Annotated in this window: 13 protein-coding genes; 8 read left to right on the forward strand and 5 right to left on the reverse strand. The window is 45.0% G+C overall.

The genetic code is table 11. The annotated features are described in order from the left end of the window. Window positions 1-63: 63 nt before the first annotated feature. On the reverse strand, window positions 64-615 hold the full coding sequence (gerQ, locus tag ABVF09_RS16805; RefSeq protein WP_371069701.1) for a spore coat protein GerQ: 552 nt from the start codon (window positions 613-615) through the stop codon (window positions 64-66). Between the two features lie 1,624 nt (window positions 616-2,239). Beyond that, a complete protein-coding gene (gene hemQ / locus ABVF09_RS16810) occupies window positions 2,240-2,989 on the reverse strand; it encodes a hydrogen peroxide-dependent heme synthase (protein ID WP_026570821.1) in 750 nt (249 codons plus the stop codon). 295 nt (window positions 2,990-3,284) lie between these two features. On the opposite strand from hemQ, the gene pta reads away from it, so the two are divergent. Beyond that, on the forward strand, window positions 3,285-4,256 hold the full coding sequence (gene pta, locus ABVF09_RS16815) for a phosphate acetyltransferase (RefSeq protein WP_026570820.1): 972 nt from the start codon (window positions 3,285-3,287) through the stop codon (window positions 4,254-4,256). A gap of 856 nt (window positions 4,257-5,112) precedes the next feature. After that, the gene (gene menC / locus ABVF09_RS16820; protein WP_371069721.1) at window positions 5,113-6,189 is read left to right on the forward strand and encodes an o-succinylbenzoate synthase; all 1,077 of its coding nucleotides are present in this window, start codon (window positions 5,113-5,115) and stop codon (window positions 6,187-6,189) included. Between the two features lie 17 nt (window positions 6,190-6,206). Here the strand turns inward: menC and ABVF09_RS16825 are convergent, their stop codons facing one another. Next, entirely contained in the window at window positions 6,207-7,040 is an 834-nt protein-coding gene (locus ABVF09_RS16825) for a lipoate--protein ligase family protein (protein WP_026771899.1), read from the reverse strand. Window positions 7,041-7,428: 388 nt separating this feature from the next. Here ABVF09_RS16825 and ABVF09_RS16830 point away from each other — a divergent pair, with 388 nt between their 5' ends. From ABVF09_RS16830 to ABVF09_RS16840, 3 genes are all read left to right on the forward strand, one after another. Beyond that, complete coding sequence (locus tag ABVF09_RS16830; RefSeq protein WP_026570818.1) at window positions 7,429-8,727, forward strand: HD domain-containing protein; 1,299 nt, start codon at window positions 7,429-7,431, stop codon at window positions 8,725-8,727. A gap of 45 nt (window positions 8,728-8,772) precedes the next feature. Then, window positions 8,773-9,279, forward strand: coding sequence for a YwgA family protein (locus tag ABVF09_RS16835; RefSeq protein ID WP_026771898.1), 507 nt, complete (start codon window positions 8,773-8,775; stop codon window positions 9,277-9,279). Between the two features lie 337 nt (window positions 9,280-9,616). Then, a complete protein-coding gene (locus ABVF09_RS16840; protein ID WP_026570816.1) occupies window positions 9,617-11,614 on the forward strand; it encodes an ABC transporter permease subunit in 1,998 nt (665 codons plus the stop codon). 77 nt (window positions 11,615-11,691) lie between these two features. Here ABVF09_RS16840 and ABVF09_RS16845 read toward each other — a convergent pair whose 3' ends face one another. Further along, a complete protein-coding gene (locus tag ABVF09_RS16845; protein WP_371069702.1) occupies window positions 11,692-11,877 on the reverse strand; it encodes a 2-hydroxymuconate tautomerase in 186 nt (61 codons plus the stop codon). A 180-nt stretch (window positions 11,878-12,057) separates the two neighbouring features. Between ABVF09_RS16845 and ABVF09_RS16850 the strand changes: the two genes are divergently transcribed. Beyond that, window positions 12,058-12,576 carry a YwhD family protein gene (locus tag ABVF09_RS16850; RefSeq protein WP_371069703.1) on the forward strand — a complete coding sequence of 173 codons (519 nt, stop codon included), beginning with the start codon at window positions 12,058-12,060 and terminating at the stop codon, window positions 12,574-12,576. Window positions 12,577-13,150: 574 nt separating this feature from the next. On the opposite strand, the gene ABVF09_RS16855 is transcribed toward ABVF09_RS16850, so the two are convergent. Continuing rightward, on the reverse strand, window positions 13,151-15,235 hold the full coding sequence (locus tag ABVF09_RS16855; RefSeq protein WP_371069704.1) for a transglycosylase domain-containing protein: 2,085 nt from the start codon (window positions 15,233-15,235) through the stop codon (window positions 13,151-13,153). 431 nt (window positions 15,236-15,666) lie between these two features. Here ABVF09_RS16855 and speE point away from each other — a divergent pair, with 431 nt between their 5' ends. Then, entirely contained in the window at window positions 15,667-16,494 is an 828-nt protein-coding gene (gene speE, locus ABVF09_RS16860) for a polyamine aminopropyltransferase (RefSeq protein ID WP_026570813.1), read from the forward strand. 14 nt (window positions 16,495-16,508) lie between these two features. Then, complete coding sequence (speB, locus tag ABVF09_RS16865; RefSeq protein WP_026570812.1) at window positions 16,509-17,384, forward strand: agmatinase; 876 nt, start codon at window positions 16,509-16,511, stop codon at window positions 17,382-17,384. The last annotated feature ends 135 nt before the right edge of the window (window positions 17,385-17,519 follow it).

The raw sequence follows: 17,519 nt of genomic DNA on the forward strand, positions 1-17,519 counted from the left end.
TGCAAGGGTTTTATAGTGAGGATAAAGAATGAACAGTCACGTTCCACTTGTGACATCGAACTGTCAGCGCCGTGGCTGGTAAGTGGCTGCCTGACCGGAACCACCGCCGTATGGATAGGTATAATTGATTTCCTCCGGAAAGGTGATGTAATCCAAGTAAACCATGAGAAGCAGATACCGGCGGTTCGTTTCCGGATCGCTAAGTATTAAATGATCCCTTCCCGCAGCTTCGATGATGCCTTTGAATATCATGGCATTCCAGCGATCATTGTTTTCGAATGTCATGTAGACGGTAGCCCGTTTGCCGCGGTTGAGCCGTAATATATTTTCAATATAGGACTGCTCGGTCGGCAGCATGCCGGGAATATCCGAAACGCCTGCAGTTTGCTGCTGCTGAGGCGCTTGCTGCGGTGGCTGCATTTGCTGCTGCGGCATTCCCTGCATCCCCTGCATCCCCGGATAATACCCCTGTTGGGCACCTTGCATCATTTGCTGCGGATAATAATAGCCGCCGGGTGTCTGCCCGTATCCATAGCTTTGCTGTCCTTGTGATGGATAACCGGCACTGCTGCTTCCTTGTGCTCCAGAAGGCATTTGTCTTTTATCTTTACTCATCTTGCGAACCTCTCCCTTCATCATCCACTCGATATTTATTCAGGCCCAGGCCTGTAAGAAAACCATTCTATGTTCCCGTGCACTTCCCGCCATACTCCGACAGAGCAGCGTATAAAAACTATACCTCCCGCATGAAATCCGTGTCTTTCTCGTTATGCTCAGTGATGGCTATAAGATGTCACCTCTTTCTTGATGCGAACGAGAGAATTTTCGTCACTGCCAATGCTCTCTAATAGATATACGTATGTCGTGGACAAAATCTATATGACCAAAAAGAAAGGAAAGGTGAAAAGGAGAAGGGGGAGAATAATGCGGGCAAAAAACAACGAGTTAGAATGTTTCCAAAACGGAATAATAAATTTGTTGTTTACATAATAGAAGAAACAGCGAAAGAAAGCTTAGACTTCCTTTCCTTCTTTTGTTTAATGAGTGCTTGTCAACGCTACGGCAAGATACTGCGCTTTCCACGGGCACGGCTTCAACTTCCTCAGAAAGCAAAAGGCGCTTTCTTGCGGGATTTTCAGCTCGTGCTGTTCCCGTAGGAGTCTCCGCATCTTGCCTTCGCTTAGTTACAGTGTCCTGACTTTAGAATGGAAAGATGCCGTTTTAACAAAGGAGTTTTCAAAGATTGGTGAAAACATAATTAAATTAAAAAGGGCTCCCGTCATTTTTTGTTAAAATAAGGATGTACCAAGAATTTAATTGAGAACAGGATTGAGTGCATTGAAATTATTATTAACATCCAACGGTTTTTACAATGACTTTATTAGGCGTTAGCGCTGGAGCTCTTTTACTCGGCCCTCACATTAAGGTAGTGCATTTCTTCACTCCAGAAATGGATAGACTAAACACTAAACTTTTCAGCACTATGACAGAGAAGACTTATTCAAGGATAGTAATAACAAGACAATTGAAGAAAGACTGAACGAATTTGAAACCCTTGAAAATTGTAAAATCACAAGACTTAAAGACGATGGATATATTACGACAGAAAAGTAATTTGATAGCTTTAAATTTCTTGCCTTGGGTAACTAGACTTTATACGCTGAAATAAGCATTTGCTTGACTCGTCTATCATTCTTTTTTCGAACATGAATCAAGAAATTTAGACATTTAATAGCGAGATCAACAATTGAAAAGCTCTAACCAATGTTTTGAGCGATATATGTTATGCGATAAGATGGAGTAAGAATCAACTCATGCGAAATTAACCATTTTTAATAAAAGACCGAGAAAAAGCATGGTCACACTGTTGTTGGGCCAGATACTTCGCTTTCGTAACAGCAAAGACAAAACGGAAAGCTCACCAGAATAAAAAGTATCTCTATCAACGGAGGCAAGGTGCGTAGACTCCAGCGGGATGAGCACGAGCTTCAGCTAACTTGGCAAAGCGTTATTCTTTGCCAAGTTAGCTGAAGCCGTGCCCGCGGAAAGCGAAGCACCTTGGCGGAGTGGAGCGTTTCACAATGTATAAGAGAAGGGTAGAGAACGGTTTGCTTTTTTCTAAATAAAAAACCGAACGATTTTGAATATCGTTCGGTTATTGTAATGGCACTATGCTTTTATCCCGGCTGCTAGTCTTTTTTATCACAAGGATAGGTTGACTAGGGCTTTCGGGATTATCTTACACTTGCAGGAAAGATGGTATTTGTTCAGGAGTCAAAATGCTGCCGACGTAGAAGGCGCCGAATTCGCCGTAGCGGGCGCTTACTTCGTCAAAGCGCATTTCATATACGAGCTTTTTGATTTCCAGTGAATCGTGGGCGAATAAAGTAACGCCCCATTCCCAATCATCCAATCCCATGGATCCTGTGATGATTTGCCGGATTTTTCCCGCATACTTTCTGCCGGTTTTACTATGCTCGTACATCAGCTTGCCGCGATCTTCAAACGGAAGCATATACCAGTTGTCGTCGCCCTGCCGGCGCTTGTCCATTGGATAGAAGCAGATGTACTGCCATTTTGGAAGCGTCGGTTTCAGCCTGGCCTGGGTTTCCGGCTTTTGTTCGGGATCTTCTCCGTCCTTGCTTGGTCTGTACTTGGAAAGCTCGACGACTGATACATAAGAATAAGCAGGCTTTGTGAATTCAGCTAGCTTGCTTTTATTGAATTCCGTTTCGATTTGATTCAATTCCTCCAAAGTCGGGCGTAACAGCATTAACAGAAAATCAGCTTTTTGGCCGACTATTGTATATAAGGCATGGCTGCCGTTGCGATTTTGTTCGACTTGCTCCCACTTTTCTAGGAGCTGTTGAAATTCGTGGATGGCAGCTTGTCGTTCGTCACTTGTGGCAAGCTTCCACGAAGTCCAGTCAATAGTACGTAAATCATGTAAACAATACCAGCCGTCCATTGTCTCAACTGCTTCTGGCATAGTAGGTCACTCCTTCAAGGTAAAGTATGTTTTTAATATAACATAATTAGGGAAAGATAATCATTAACGGAAACCCGGACAGCTTTCATTGGCAAAATCGGACAAACCCCTTGTCTGGCAAAAGATTTGGGGTGTCATTCCAAGGCTTCGAAAAGATTATCGGGCGCAAGTGTCATCATTTGGACATAAATGGGAACATGATAAGGTTTGCATGGTAATTTTCGAAACAGAAGGCTTTCATTTATACAGGAAAAAGCGTATCATGTATAACAGAATGAATGTTGGAGGTTTTTGAATGAGTGATTTATTTGTAGGTTTAAAAGATAAAGTGAAGTCGGATAGCAAGCGGATTGTATTTCCTGAAGGCTTGGACGAACGCATCTTGACTGCTGCCAGTCAACTTGGAGCTGAAGGTATCTTGAAACCTGTATTAATTGGAAATGAAGAAAAAGTAGTACAGAAAGCACAAGAGCTTCAAGTGGACGTATCGGGTTCTGAAATAATCGACCCGCAAAGTTATGCTGCATTTGATGAAATGGTGGCAAGCTTCGTCGAACGTCGTAAAGGGAAAAACACGGAAGAGCAGGCGAGGGAAATGCTCCTCGATGAAAACTACTTCGGTACGATGCTTGTATATATGGGGAAAGCTGACGGACTGGTCAGCGGAGCGGCCCATTCAACTGCAGACACTGTTCGCCCTGCTTTGCAAATCATTAAAACGAAGCCGGGAATCAAGAAAACTTCTGGCGTATTTATCATGGTGAAAGAAGAAGAAAAGTATATTTTCGCGGACTGCGCTATCAACATTGCGCCGGACAGCCAGGACTTGGCGGAGATTGCTGCAGCCAGCGCCGACACTGCCGAGCTTTTCGACATCGATCCGCGAGTCGCGATGTTGAGCTTTTCCACGAAAGGGTCTGCTAAGTCGGAAGAAACAGAGAAGGTCGCTGAGGCGGTCAAAATCGCCAAGGAACAAAATCCTAATTTACCACTGGACGGGGAATTTCAGTTCGATGCGGCTTTTGTTCCGGCAGTAGCCGAAAAGAAGGCACCGGACTCCGTACTGAACGGTGATGCCAATGTCTTTATCTTTCCAGGATTAGAAGCCGGAAACATTGGATACAAAATTGCACAGCGTCTGGGAAATTACGATGCTGTCGGTCCAATCCTGCAGGGTTTAAATCAGCCGGTTAACGATTTATCACGCGGCTGTGTTGCGGATGATGTGTACAAACTGGCAATCATCACGGCTGCACAGTCCCTGTAAAAGAATACAGATAGGATGGCAGAGCTTGTAGAGGAACCTCGGTTCTTTCCAAGCCAGTGATAAACTGAAGGCCTTTGAAAAGTAGAATTTTAAAAAAGCGGCCGGTATGAAATTAATTTCCATACCGGCCGCTTTTTATCTGATTTCAAGTGATTGGTGCCCTCTATTCCTTCATTCGTTTAACGATTCGTTTCACTACGACGGAAGTAAGCTAATAAGCTGGGTCAAGGACGTCATCTTCTGGTGCCATCTCAGGGTACAAGAAAAAAGGGTGACTTTCTTTTATAAATCAAAGAAAATCACGCTTCTTCGGTTTACCTCTGTTGATTCCACGAGGAGCGTTCGATGGTGACGCCTGCGGGAACAGCGCGAGCCGAAGATCCACTTGGTCAAGTGATTTTCTTTACCAAGTTAGCTGATGCCGTGCCCGCGGCAAGCATCCATCGATAAGCGTCGTGAGCATCAACAACAAACTTGAACAGCTCTTTTAGATTAGAAAGGACTTTTTCAGTGGCCTCGTCCTTCCTGCAAGTTTTTCATGTGTGCTGTTTCCATACTGTAGGGAAAGAGACGTTCTCTATCAACATTATTGCTGGCAAGAGTAACCCATTGTTCCAAAAGAAGAATAGAAAACATAGCGCAATGTGTTTCCGCAGCGCAGGATTCACACTGCTCACTTTTCGAGCACACTGTTTTCGCGACCGAAAGAAGTGGTACGTCGATAGACAAAGTGCGTGCAAAGTATTACGATAAAAACCAACTGGAAACCAACGAACATTTTCTCTAAGGGGAGGAGGCATTCTGCTTGGAAAACGAACCTTTTTACATAGAAAAAGTCATCTTGCACCGGCTGGTCATGGATTTGAAGAATCCGTTCCAAACCAGTTTCGGAACGTTTTCGAGGAAAGATTTTTTTATCGTGGAAGCTGTCGACGGAAATGGGAATAGCGGGTTCGGCGAGTCGGTCGCCTTTCCGGTCCCTTGGTACACGGAAGAAACAGTGGCGACAACCGAACATGTGATCAAGGACTTTTTATTGCCATTATTGTTCAAGAAGTCGATTCGCCATCCGGATGAAATCAGCAGCCGCTTTTCGGTGATTCGTCGCAACAACATGGCGAAGGCAGCAGTGGAAGGAGCGGTTTGGGACTTATTTGCCAAGCGTCAGGAAATTTCGCTTGCGGCTGCGTTGGGCGGAGGGCGAAGCCGAATAGAATCCGGTGTCAGTATTGGAATCCAACCATCCATTTCCAACTTGCTTACTGTCATGGAAGACCATCTGGAGGAAGGCTATAAGCGGATAAAATTGAAAATCAAACCCGGAATGGATGTAGAAGTCCTTCGCGAAGTTCGCCGCCATTTTCCCGACATCCAACTGATGGCCGATGCAAATTCTGCCTATACATTGAAAGATATCGATATCTTAAAACGGCTGGATGAATTCAACCTGACGATGATCGAACAACCGCTTGGACACGATGACATTTATGAACATTCCATTTTGCAAAGCAAGCTGGATACACCGATATGCCTGGATGAAAGCATCAATTCCCTGACAGACGCGAGGGCTGCCGTCGGACTGGGAAGCTGCCGGGTAATCAATCTTAAAATCGGGCGGGTCGGCGGTCTGAGCGAAACGAAAAAAATACATGACTTCTGCCAGGAAAATAACATACCTGTTTGGTGCGGAGGGATGCTGGAAGCAGGTGTGGGGCGGGCCCATAATATTGCCATAGCTAGTTTGCCGCAGTTTTTGTATCCTGGTGATATTTCTGCATCGGACCGCTATTGGCACCGGGATATCATTACACCGCCGGTTATGCTGCAAAATGGTGGGATCGCGTTAAAAGATATTCCTGGTATTGGGTATGACATCGATTGGCAGGCCTTAGAATCGAATCGGATAGAACGGCAGGTCCATCGGAGACTGTAAAACAAGAAGCACTGGGTTTAACTTCCCAGTGCTTTGATGTTTCGCTCCTTCATTTGTTCTAGCCTTTTTTCGAACGCTTGCTGTTCGGCGCTGTCCAAGGATTGCTCGTTAATCGACGTACTCACGGATGCCAGGGCTTGGTGAATCGACTTGCACACATCATCGACTGTTAGCTGGATGGAAAGCAGTTCAGTAAGCGATGCCATGGTTTCCGGCTTCACTTCGGGATACTCAAATCGGTTGGATTTCCCTTTCCTGCCGATTTCATAAAAATGCCGGACCAGTTCGGCCCGTTCACGGCCGCTTCCTTCTACACAAAGGTAAATTTGGACAGCTGAACCATTTTTGACACGCCGTTGGGATATTCCGGCGAATTTCTGTCCTCTAATACTTAGATCATAGTCGCCCGGACAGTACGAACCTTTTACTTCGAAGGCCTTTATTTCCGTCGTCAGGTTGCGGAATAAGTCCTGAATGAAGGTGACCATGAATTGATATCCTTCGTGAATACCGATTCCTTTGGCGTCCGGTAATATAAAGGACAAGTTGAGAACGCCTGCATCAAGTACAACCGCCAGTCCTCCGGAATTCCGGACAACTGCTTGATATCCGTGCCCGGCGAGCCATTGGAGGGCTGCATCTACGTTAGGTAATTTTGCGTCTGGAATGCCGAGAATGAGTGTTTTATCGTGAACCCAAAGTCTCGCTGCTGGAGGAGAAGTCTCATTACCTACAGAAATTGCCAGCGCATCATCGTAGGCAAAGGAAGCAATCGCATCATCTCTGCCTGCCTTTCCGCGCTGATCGATATAACGCACTGTTCCACTGAACAGTTTTTTCCAATCTTCCATACCAATATCTCCTTTGATTACCGCCAGTTGTCTTCTGGTCGGGTGGCAGCTGCACCTTCCGCGGCTGCCAGTTCATTATAGCAAATTGTCTGAGCGGCTGATAATCACAAAAAATCCAATTCGTGCAAAAAAACCATTTTTGTGTCGGCATTTCTATTATATAATGATAGTAATTGTTTATGAATCGACATGCAAAGGTACCGATAAAACGTCGGGATTCGTCGACCGCTAGTACAGAACTTTTCAGGGGAAGTTTGTTATACAGGCTTTTCAATCTCATTCCTGTGATTAATCGGTCGACTATTTATAGAGTGAGTCGGGTACAGAAAAGATAAGGATTGCAGTATTTCCCTGTTGTCTTGTTGATATCAATAGAAGGGACCTGGACATGGCATATAAAGATGAGCAGTTAAGTGAAGAAAAAGTATTTAAAGATCCTGTACATAGGTATATCCACGTCAAAGACCAAGTGATTTGGGACTTGATCGGCACAAGGGAATTTCAAAGGCTTCGAAGGATCAAACAGCTGGGTACCTCGTTTTTGACGTTCCACGGAGCTGAACATAGCAGGTTCAACCATTCGCTTGGCGTCTATGAAATCGTCCGGCGGATATTGTTCAACTTTGAAAATCGTCCGAACTGGAATAATGATGAACGGCTGTTATGCTTGTGTGCTGCCCTGCTGCATGATTTGGGGCATGGTCCGTTCTCCCATTCCTTCGAAAAAGTATTTAAGCTGGATCACGAGGATTTCACCAAAAAAATCGTTCTTGGGGATACGGAGATCAATAAAATCCTGCAACGTGTGGGGAAGGGATTTGCGCAGGACGTGGCTGATGTCATCAATAAAACCTATGAAAACAAATTGGTCGTCAGTTTGATATCCAGCCAAATCGATGCGGATCGGATGGATTACCTGCAACGGGATGCCTATTTCACCGGGGTGAGCTATGGACATTTTGATATGGAAAGAATTTTACGGGTCATGCGGCCGACGGAGGATCAAGTCGTCATCAAGCAGACCGGAATGCATGCCGTGGAAGACTACATCATGAGCCGTTACCAAATGTATTGGCAAGTTTACTTTCACCCTGTCACCAGAAGTGCAGAGGTGATATTGTCGAAAATTCTCCATCGGGCCAAATATTTATACGAACAAAATTATCAGTTTAAGCAGAAGCCGACCCATTTTCTCTCGTTTTTTGCGGAAAACGTCGATTTGGAGGAATACCTGCGGCTTGATGAATCGATCGTCCTGTATTATTTTCAAGCCTGGCTGGAAGAAGACGACACCGTTTTACGTGATTTGTGTGAACGGTTTATCAACCGGCGTTTGTTTAAATATATCGAGTTCAACCCGAATCAGCAAATGACAGAGTGGATGGAATTATACAAGCTGTTTCAAGCCATCGACATCGATCCGGAATACTACCTGGTAGTCGATTCCTCTTCTGATCTGCCTTACGATTTTTATCGTCCCGGCGAGGAAGAAGAACGGCTTCCGATTCATTTGTTGCAGCCGAAAAACGATGAACTGAAGGAACTATCGCGCCAGTCGGATATTGTCGAAGCAATTTCCGGCAAGAAACGCACAGATCATAAGTTGTATTTCCCGCTGGATGTCCTGGAACAACTTCCGGCCGATAGACCGGAGAAAATGCGGATTTTTGAGATATTATTCGGATAAGCGATAACAAGATTGGCCATCCGGCCAGAACAGGAGATGGTGAGTATGTTAGAAAATCACGCCAGAATCATGAAGTTTTTCTCGACGGCAGACGAAGTTGTCGGCAGGAAAAAACTGCAGAAAATGATTTACATACTGAAGAAGTGTGACATTCCATTCGAGGAAAAATACGAGTTTCATTTCTACGGCCCTTATTCAGAGGAATTGACCCTCCGTGTGGAAGAGCTTTGCAATCTTGGATTTATTTCCGAGGTAAAAGAAGACAAAAGCAACTATTACCAATACCGTTATCGTGTAACGGAACAAGGGGAAGAGTTTCTGAACCATTCGAAGGTTGAACTCCCGCCGCTTGAAAGTATGATAAACAATATGAAAGAAAAAAGCTCCCGGTTTCTTGAATTGGTATCTACGATGCTGTACTTCGATGACTTGTCCAAACAGGAAGTGGAAGAGAAAGTCCAAACCGTCAAAAAGACACAAAACTACCAGGAGACAGAGATTGCCGAAGCATGGGAATTCATCGACAATCTTCGCCGGCAGTCAACCCATTGATTTTTTGATGCTGTTGAAGAAAGCGATTTTTTCTCAAAGTAATTTCGGTAGTATGGAAAACATATTATATATACACCATGATAATTGGCAGACCAAATCGCATATGATTTGGTCTTTTTGATTTTTGATTATTAACAGTAAATTAATCCAATCATAGTGCGTACTTTTATATGGAATAAACCTTAATGCAAAGTTCACTAAAGGATAGTTTAGTTGATAGTTATGGCGAGAGAAATAGCGATAAAGGTGACTATTTACCACGTTGTGAATTTTTAGAAAATTGATTACAATGGACTATAGGGATGTAAATAAATGGGGGATGGGAAGGAAGTTGCTTGTGAAATTAATAAAATTCCTGGGCTATTATGTACTTGGCTTGCTTGGTATCGTGGCGTTAAGCTCTGCTCCTAGTTTGCTGCAGGGTGATGGCCTTGTCGATGTTGGTTTATATGCCGAAAATACATGGAACCTGGCCAGAGAAATAGTGCAGCCCGACAATTGGGTGTACCAATTCAGACAGGAGCAATTGAATGTTTTTGCTTTTTTATGGGATCCTTATTTTTATTCCATGCGTATTCTTGGCGCTGCGTTACTGATTGGCTTCGGTCTGGCATTGATACTGGCACTGCTCACCCAGTTGCTGCCCAAAGTATTAATTCGTGTAATAAAACGGCTCTTGGTGCTTTGTGAAGCCATACCCGATTTAATGGTGGCATTTTTGCTGCAAATGTTCATTGTTTTTATTTTCAAGCAGACAGGAGTCCATCTGATGAAGTTCGTCACACTTGGAGACGAACGGATCTACATAGCACCGATCACTGTGTTAGCGGTTTTGCCGATGATTTCCCTTTTTCGCGTCATTTTATTGCTGATGGAGGAAGAATTGACCAAGGACTATGTGGACTTCGCACTCAGTAAGGGAATCAAACATAATGCCATCATCGCGGTCCATGTCCTGCGGAATATATTGAAAAGTACCTTCTATCATTCAAAAATCATTCTGTGGGGTACATTGTCCAGTTTGTTTGTAATCGAGTATATGTTTAATATCCGCGGCCTGTTCAGTTTCGTGATGGAAGATTTCCGCCCGATGGTGATTGCGGCTGCCTTGATCATGGTGTTTACGCCGTTTTATATCCTTTACCAGGGGATCGAGATATTCACCGAAAAAACAGCATTGCAAATGAAGGATAAAAAATTCATCCAAACCTTTTCCAAGCCGAATAATCTCTCTTGGAAACAGCGACTTGGGGATTATGTGAAGGGGCTTGCCGCCCATTTCAAAAATAAGAAGTTCCTGGTCGGATTTGCAGTTATTTTTGCTATATTGGCTGTCAGTATCATACACACGGTCATCCATGAAGAACCAGTTGAAAACTTCACGTTGATCTATGATGAGGATGGGAATCTGGTCAGCAGCAAACCGCACCCGCCCTCGAAGTATGTCTTGTTGGGAACCGACCAGAATGGATACAGCATCCTCGATCAATTGCTGACAGGTGCCAAGTACACGATACTTTTTGCCGGAATTATCGCGCTGCTTAGAATGCTGTTGGGATTTATACTGGCCGTTCCTTATGCACTGTTCATCAAGGAGCAGTGGAAACGAAGGATAGAGCGGTTTGTCGACAGCTTTCATTTTCTGCCTTTGAGCGTGATTGCCGTGATTTTACTGACTCCCGTTTTAAGCGGAACCACTTCCGGGTTCGAATATTCATTCACAGAACGGATATTGGTCGAAGCCGGCGTGTTGACTTTGTTGGTTGTTCCGTTGACGACTGTGTTGATCGGGAACGAAATCCGTTTGATCACCAGGACGGAATATATCGACGGCGCCAGGGTTTTAGGCGGGAATTCCAACCACATATTGTTCCGCCATATTATGCCGCATCTCCATTCCAAGCTGGGAATCATCTTTGGTCAGCAGTTTATACAGGTATTGTTGATTCTTATTCATCTCGGCTTGTTCAATATATTTCTGGGTGGCACCAGTATCATGCTGAATGAGTCTTATAAAGCGTGGCCATACTCGGTGACATTTGAATGGTCGGGTATTATCAGTGGTTCGCGGAATGCATTTATGAGTGGACATGAGTGGATTGTCGTTCCGGTTTTCGCAGCATTTATTGTACTGATACTTGCCATGCAGTTGGTCATCGAAGGCATTCAGGAAGTGCAGCAACAGCGGGTCGGTGTGCGTATAGAGAAGCGACGTTGGTTCGGTGCCCGCCAAAAATTGGAGCCTGAAGAGAAATCCTTTGAAAGGGAGCCGTCTCCCGGTCAGTTTGGCTTCGTCGGGCAGGAAAACATCGGACGAAGTAAAAAGCATGGCTAAAAAACAAGCCAGCGAAACCCCGTTTCGGAGTTCCGCTGGCTTCTATCTTTGATGGAGATTTCCTTATTAGTCAGGGTTTATTCATCACTCAGTCTTTTTCCGCCAACTGCATAATCGCTCTTGTTCATTTCCTCGATAAAGACGGCGACTTTATCTTTGGAAGCGCCGGTAGTGTCGACGACGGCTTCCGTCACTCTTTCCACGAGTGCTTTCTTCTGTTCGTCGTTTCTTCCTTCCAGCATTTTTACTGTTACATATGGCATGTGTAAGTACCTCCTCTGAAAAATTTCGTTGACTAATTCGTGTGACAAGGGAAAATCCCTGCTGTGTAGATACTTGAAAGATGAAATTGAATTTTTCCCTATGCTACAATGAAAACAGCATATCATATAAAGAAATAGGCTGCGAATCTGTTGCAGATATTATAGAAGGAGGAGCTAAAAATGAGCGAGGACCAACCTTCCAAAAAGAAAAAAAATCAATTCACCATCATGAAGGATGATTCCACCGATGGTCATGGTGGTTACGGTGTAGGCTCGATCAGCTTGGAAAACATTTCGCCGGTGATCATCGATCCAGCTGAGGACCGGGCGTTTGTCGATATGGGAGCCATGCATGCCCGCAGTGAAATCGAGCGGCGGGTCAAGTTTCTTCCCGATAAAGATGCAGTTCCGAACGGCAAGCTGTACTGGATCGTCTGGGTAACTGTTGAAAGAAAAGACTCCGGTTCTTATTACCATGGAGTGGCCGGAAGTGAAATACGCGTGGACCGTTCGATCAAGCGTGCCTATAAATCAATGCCGGAACATGTCAACCATATGGATAAATCCATGAAAGGCAAAGTGATTGTCGATCATATGGATGGGCACTCGAAAAAACTGCTGGGCGATTTTCTCCGCGAGTTCAACAAAGAAATGTGGGAAAACTCTTCCGATGAGTTGAAACAAGCCCTTCCCGAGTAAGGATGCAAGCATAGAAATATTGAACATTTTGTGACTGAATTGTGAATAATGATTGAATATCTTGAGGTTTTGCGAATTAGTTTGTAAAATATGTATCACATGGTAAAACTGTGTACTAGGACAAAGAAAAAGGCCGGAATCCGTTCCGGCCTTTTTCTTATGAAGTTGAATCCCTCGGACCTATATCAGATTCATTGTTTCTTACAGAAAACTTGCTGAGGAAACACATTGCGTTTTTCTGACTTCTGGCAAAAAGGTGCTAAACTTGCTAGAATGGAACACTTCGCTTTTTCCGTGCATACTTCCCGAGCTTTTCAGAAGCAAAAGAGACTTCATTGTTTGATAGTGCATTCATTATCTTTTTATGTAGGACAGCAGGGTTATCAGCGAAGGAAATTCACGGAGTTTCCAGTAAAGGCCTCGGTGAGTTCCCGCAGATCGTCAGCTCGAGGAAGCTCACCAGCCGCCCGCGGAAAGCGTAGTGTGTTTCCGTAGCGAGAGTGGCTATGAAGGTTTGTTTATGCACACATACTTATGAGACGGTTTCGTTGATTTCAGTTTGATAAGAAAGCGATCAGTTTCTGGACAACCATTTAAACCAACGCTTCCAGCCATTGTCCTGTTCTTCGTCCTCTTCTTCTCGCATCTGTTCCTGCTTCTCTTGTTCCTCATCGTGATGAAGCGAACAATAACTGGTCGGTTCGGTCCCTTTGGCAAAATACATCAGTCGATGCTGTTCACAGTAAGGAGTTGCCAGTTCACCAGATACAGGGTCAACATAAGCGCCAACCACCCCATCGGGCACCGGAAAAGCATGAAATGGAAGGTCGGCATGGGCTTTTTCCATGAATCCCGCCCAAATTTCTTTTGCAGCCTGCAAATCATCGGTGTTTTCCACTGGCTTGTTTTCGTCGAATCCAGTCCATACACTTGTTACAAGATCGGGGCTGAACCCAACCATCCAGTTATCCGTCTTGGTTGTTCCTGATTTGCCGGCATAGGAGCGGGTTAATTCGTCGGCAATCGATGCACCTGTTACCCGCATATATCCATTAAGCGATTCATCGAACATACCGGTCATCAAATCTGTCAGGATAAAGGCGTTCACAGGATCCAACACATGGGAAGGTTCTTGTTCTTCCCTTTCATATAATACCTTGCCGTGTGAATCAGTAATCTTTTCAATGGTGAACGGCTCTACTGATTTGCCTCCATTGGCGAGCATGCCGTATGCGGCAGCCATTTCATTGACGGTGACTGCCCCTGTACCAAGCGCTAATGACGGCACTGCGGCAAAATCTTCTTCTATTCCGAATTTCTTGGCTGTCTCCACCAGTTCTTTCGGGCCTAAGAAAAGGTTTGTTTTTACTGCGTAAATGTTATCCGACAACGCTAATGCTTGAGCCAGGGTGATTGGCTCATTGGCGTAATAGCCATTGTAATTGCTTGGCTGATATACCGTTCCGTCTTCCAGTTCAAAACTGGTCGGTTTACTGAGCAGGGTCGTGGCAGGGGTATAACCATTTTCCAAGGCTGCATAATACAAAAACGGTTTGAAAGAGGACCCCGGCATCCGCTTAGCCTGGGTGACGCGATTGTACTGGCTGTCGGCATAATCACGGCCACCTACCATGGCAGTGACAGCGCCATTGTCCGGATTTTGGGCTACGGCACCGACCTGAAGCTCAGAGGAACTGCTGATCGACTTGTTCACGGTTTCTTCGAGTTGGTGTTGTTGTTCAAGATCAAGCGTGGTGTACACTTGGTATCCACCGGAACGGATAACCTCGGCATCCATGTCCAATATGTCCTGCAGTTCCGACAGCACTGTATCCAGAAAATAGGGTGCCGTTTTGTTCTCTGCTTCTTTTGCGTGTTCCGTCAATTGTACGACTTGCCTTGCTGCAAGGTACTTCTCGTTTTCCGAAATGACCCCGGCCTGTTCCAACGAAGCCAGTATTTGCTCCTGCCGGTTCTTTGCGTTGTCCAAATGCCGATATGGCGAATAGTAGGAAGGACCTTTCGGAATCGCTGTCAGCAAGGCCGCCTCGGATAAATCAAGCTGGCTGGCTGGCTTATCGAAGAAATACCTGCTTGCCGCTTCAACCCCATAAGCGCCATGGCCATAATAAATCGTATTGAGGTAGCCCTCCAGAATTTCTTTTTTGTCATAGAACATTTCCAGACGAATCGCATAAAAAGCTTCCTTCAGCTTTCGGGTCCAGGTTTTTTCATGGGTTAAATACAAATTTCTCGCCAATTGCTGTGTGATGGTGCTTGCTCCCTGCACCTTGGACATCGCTTGTAAATCATGCCAGGCCGCTGAAAGGATGCGTTTTACATCCAGGCCATGGTGGGAATAAAACCGTTTATCCTCCGTCGTCAATGCAGCTTTAATCAGCATGGGGGACATTTCGTCAAGGGTGACCCAATATCTGCTCTCCGGTCCATGCTCTTCACCGATGACTTTTTCATCCGCACTATAATAGATGGTATTTCCACCCTTGCTTAAGGGAGGCGGACCGAGCAGCAGTGCTGCCGAATAAACCGTTACAGCAGTCAGCACAACGGCACATCCTGCAAGCAGGATCGAGAGGATAGTCCTGCGCAGTAGTTTGTTTTCAATTTTCACAAGTTGTTTTTTTATAAAAGAAATCATGGCATCCACCTGATTTTCATGAATATAGGGGTAGGTTGTTGGAAATGAACCGTCAACTTTATCAGTATAGGTAGGAAAGCGGATAAATAAACCTGACAAAACAGTTGATTTTTCTCCGTGCTTAAGTATAAGATTTTTAATATTGTTGCCTTTTGTTTTGATTCCAAGAGAATTGACATAGTACATCCGGTGAAACTTGTCGAATCCTGAAAGGGGATCTTGTGTTTCAAGCAGTCCGATCAGGTAAATAACACTAGTAGTGTCGGTGAATGATATAAGAATAGAACGAGGGGAAAAATAGCGGCTCCATTCTGGTAGTTATCAACGGTCTGGAAAAGGGGCGGAAATTTCAAGAGACTTGCGGATCTAGGGTCAATCGGGACCTCTGAGCAGCGTACTTAAGAGTCTTCAATTAAAAAAGGAGAATGAGCATGGAACTATGGTACACAGAAAAGCAAACGGAAAATTTTGGTATTACGGCGAAAATCAAGCGTACCTTGCATTCTGAACAAACGGATTATCAAAAGCTTGATATATTGGAAACAGAAGAGTGGGGGAACATGCTGGTACTCGATGGCATGGTGATGACCACGCAAAAGGATGAGTTTGTCTATCATGAGATGGTTGCCCACGTTCCGCTATTCACTCACCCGAATCCAAAGCACGTTTTGGTTGTCGGAGGAGGAGATGGGGGAGTCATCCGCGAAGTACTCAAGCATGAGCAGGTAGAAACTGCGACGCTTGTGGAAATAGACGGAAAAGTAATCGAATACTCCAAGCAGTATTTGCCGGAAATAGCCGGGGATTTAGAGGACCCCCGGGTCGATGTCAAGGTTGCGGATGGCTTCATGCATATAGCCGAAAGCGAGCGGGCATACGACGTGATTATGGTCGACTCTACCGAACCAGTAGGACCTGCAGTGAACTTATTTACGAGAGGCTTTTATGATGGAATCGCAAAAGCGCTGAAGGACGACGGGATTTTTGTCGCCCAGACGGACAACCCATGGTTCAAAGCAGATTTGATCAAACAGGTTTACCGGGACGTAAAAGAGATTTTTCCTGTCACCCGTCTTTATACAGCAAACATCCCGACATATCCGAGCGGTCTGTGGACCTTCACGATCGGCAGTAAAATCCATGATCCGTTAAAAGTAAAAGAGGAACGCTTTAACGAAATCGAGACGAAATATTATACCAAGGAACTTCACTATGCTTCGTTTGCACTGCCGAAATTTGTCCGGGAATTAACAGAATAAGGGAGGGCGTCATTATGAGATTCGATGAAGCATATTCAGGAAAGGTTTTTATCATGTCTCGACAGGAACCAGAAGAAGCAGAGGCAATCATTTATGGAATGCCGATGGATTGGACGGTCAGCTTCCGCCCAGGTTCCCGGTTCGGGCCAAACCGCATAAGGGAAGCTTCGCTTGGCCTGGAAGAATATAGCCCATACATGGATAAGCACTTGGAAGAAGTGAACTTTTTTGATGCCGGCGATATACCTCTGCCGTTCGGGAACCCTCAACGCAGCCTTGATATGATTTATGACTATGCCAAAAAAGTGTTGGAAAAAGAGAAATTCCCATTGGGACTGGGTGGAGAGCATCTGGTGTCATGGCCGATCATTCAGGCGGTCTATGAAAAACATCCAGATATAGCAGTGCTTCATATCGACGCACATGCTGATTTGCGAGAGGAGTATGAAGGAGAGGCGCTGTCCCATTCGACACCGATCAGAAAGACGTGTGAATTGATCGGACCGGAGAATGTTTACTCCTTCGGTATTCGATCTGGCATGCGGGAAGAGTTCGAGTATGCGGAATCGAGCGGGATGCATATGGCGAAATTTTCAGTCGCGGAGCCGTTGAAACAAATCTTGCCGGAGCTTGCCGGAAGAAAGGTCTATGTAACCATAGACATCGATGTACTTGATCCTGCGTATGCACCTGGTACCGGCACTGCTGAAGCAGGCGGGATTTCGTCCAAGGAATTGCTGGAAACTATTCAATTGATCGCCGATGCGGATCTCGAAGTGGTGGGAGCAGACCTTGTGGAAGTTGCCCCGGTTTATGATCCGACCGAACAGACGGTGATCGCTGCCAGTAAGTTTGTGAGAGAAATGCTGCTCGGATGGGTAAAGAAGTAACTCCTTCCTGTTTTGGTGCGCTTCGACAGCATTCTGCACAATTTTTGGAAATTAGAGGATAAATATGCCAGAATAGTTTGAACATATGCTATAATAGAAAATAAATTATCGCTATATGTAGAATAAGGGGTGGAA

Origin of the sequence: Sediminibacillus sp. JSM 1682029, assembly GCF_041366435.1 — a bacterium.
Lineage (GTDB): Bacteria > Bacillota > Bacilli > Bacillales > Amphibacillaceae > Sediminibacillus > Sediminibacillus terrae.

Excerpts from the sequence above, each read along its gene's own strand:
- menC (WP_371069721.1), top strand. The coding sequence starts at position 5,113 with ATGGATTTGAAGAATCCGTTCCAAACCAGTTTCGGAACGTTTTCGAGG.
- ABVF09_RS16855 (WP_371069704.1), bottom strand. The coding sequence starts at position 15,235 with ATGATTTCTTTTATAAAAAAACAACTTGTGAAAATTGAAAACAAACTA.
- ABVF09_RS16825 (WP_026771899.1), bottom strand. The coding sequence starts at position 7,040 with ATGGAAGATTGGAAAAAACTGTTCAGTGGAACAGTGCGTTATATCGAT.
- gerQ (WP_371069701.1), bottom strand. The coding sequence starts at position 615 with ATGAGTAAAGATAAAAGACAAATGCCTTCTGGAGCACAAGGAAGCAGC.
- speB (WP_026570812.1), top strand. The coding sequence starts at position 16,509 with ATGAGATTCGATGAAGCATATTCAGGAAAGGTTTTTATCATGTCTCGA.
- hemQ (WP_026570821.1), bottom strand. The coding sequence starts at position 2,989 with ATGCCAGAAGCAGTTGAGACAATGGACGGCTGGTATTGTTTACATGAT.
- speE (WP_026570813.1), top strand. The coding sequence starts at position 15,667 with ATGGAACTATGGTACACAGAAAAGCAAACGGAAAATTTTGGTATTACG.
- ABVF09_RS16850 (WP_371069703.1), top strand. The coding sequence starts at position 12,058 with ATGAGCGAGGACCAACCTTCCAAAAAGAAAAAAAATCAATTCACCATC.
- ABVF09_RS16835 (WP_026771898.1), top strand. The coding sequence starts at position 8,773 with ATGTTAGAAAATCACGCCAGAATCATGAAGTTTTTCTCGACGGCAGAC.
- pta (WP_026570820.1), top strand. The coding sequence starts at position 3,285 with ATGAGTGATTTATTTGTAGGTTTAAAAGATAAAGTGAAGTCGGATAGC.
- ABVF09_RS16845 (WP_371069702.1), bottom strand. The coding sequence starts at position 11,877 with ATGCCATATGTAACAGTAAAAATGCTGGAAGGAAGAAACGACGAACAG.
- ABVF09_RS16830 (WP_026570818.1), top strand. The coding sequence starts at position 7,429 with ATGGCATATAAAGATGAGCAGTTAAGTGAAGAAAAAGTATTTAAAGAT.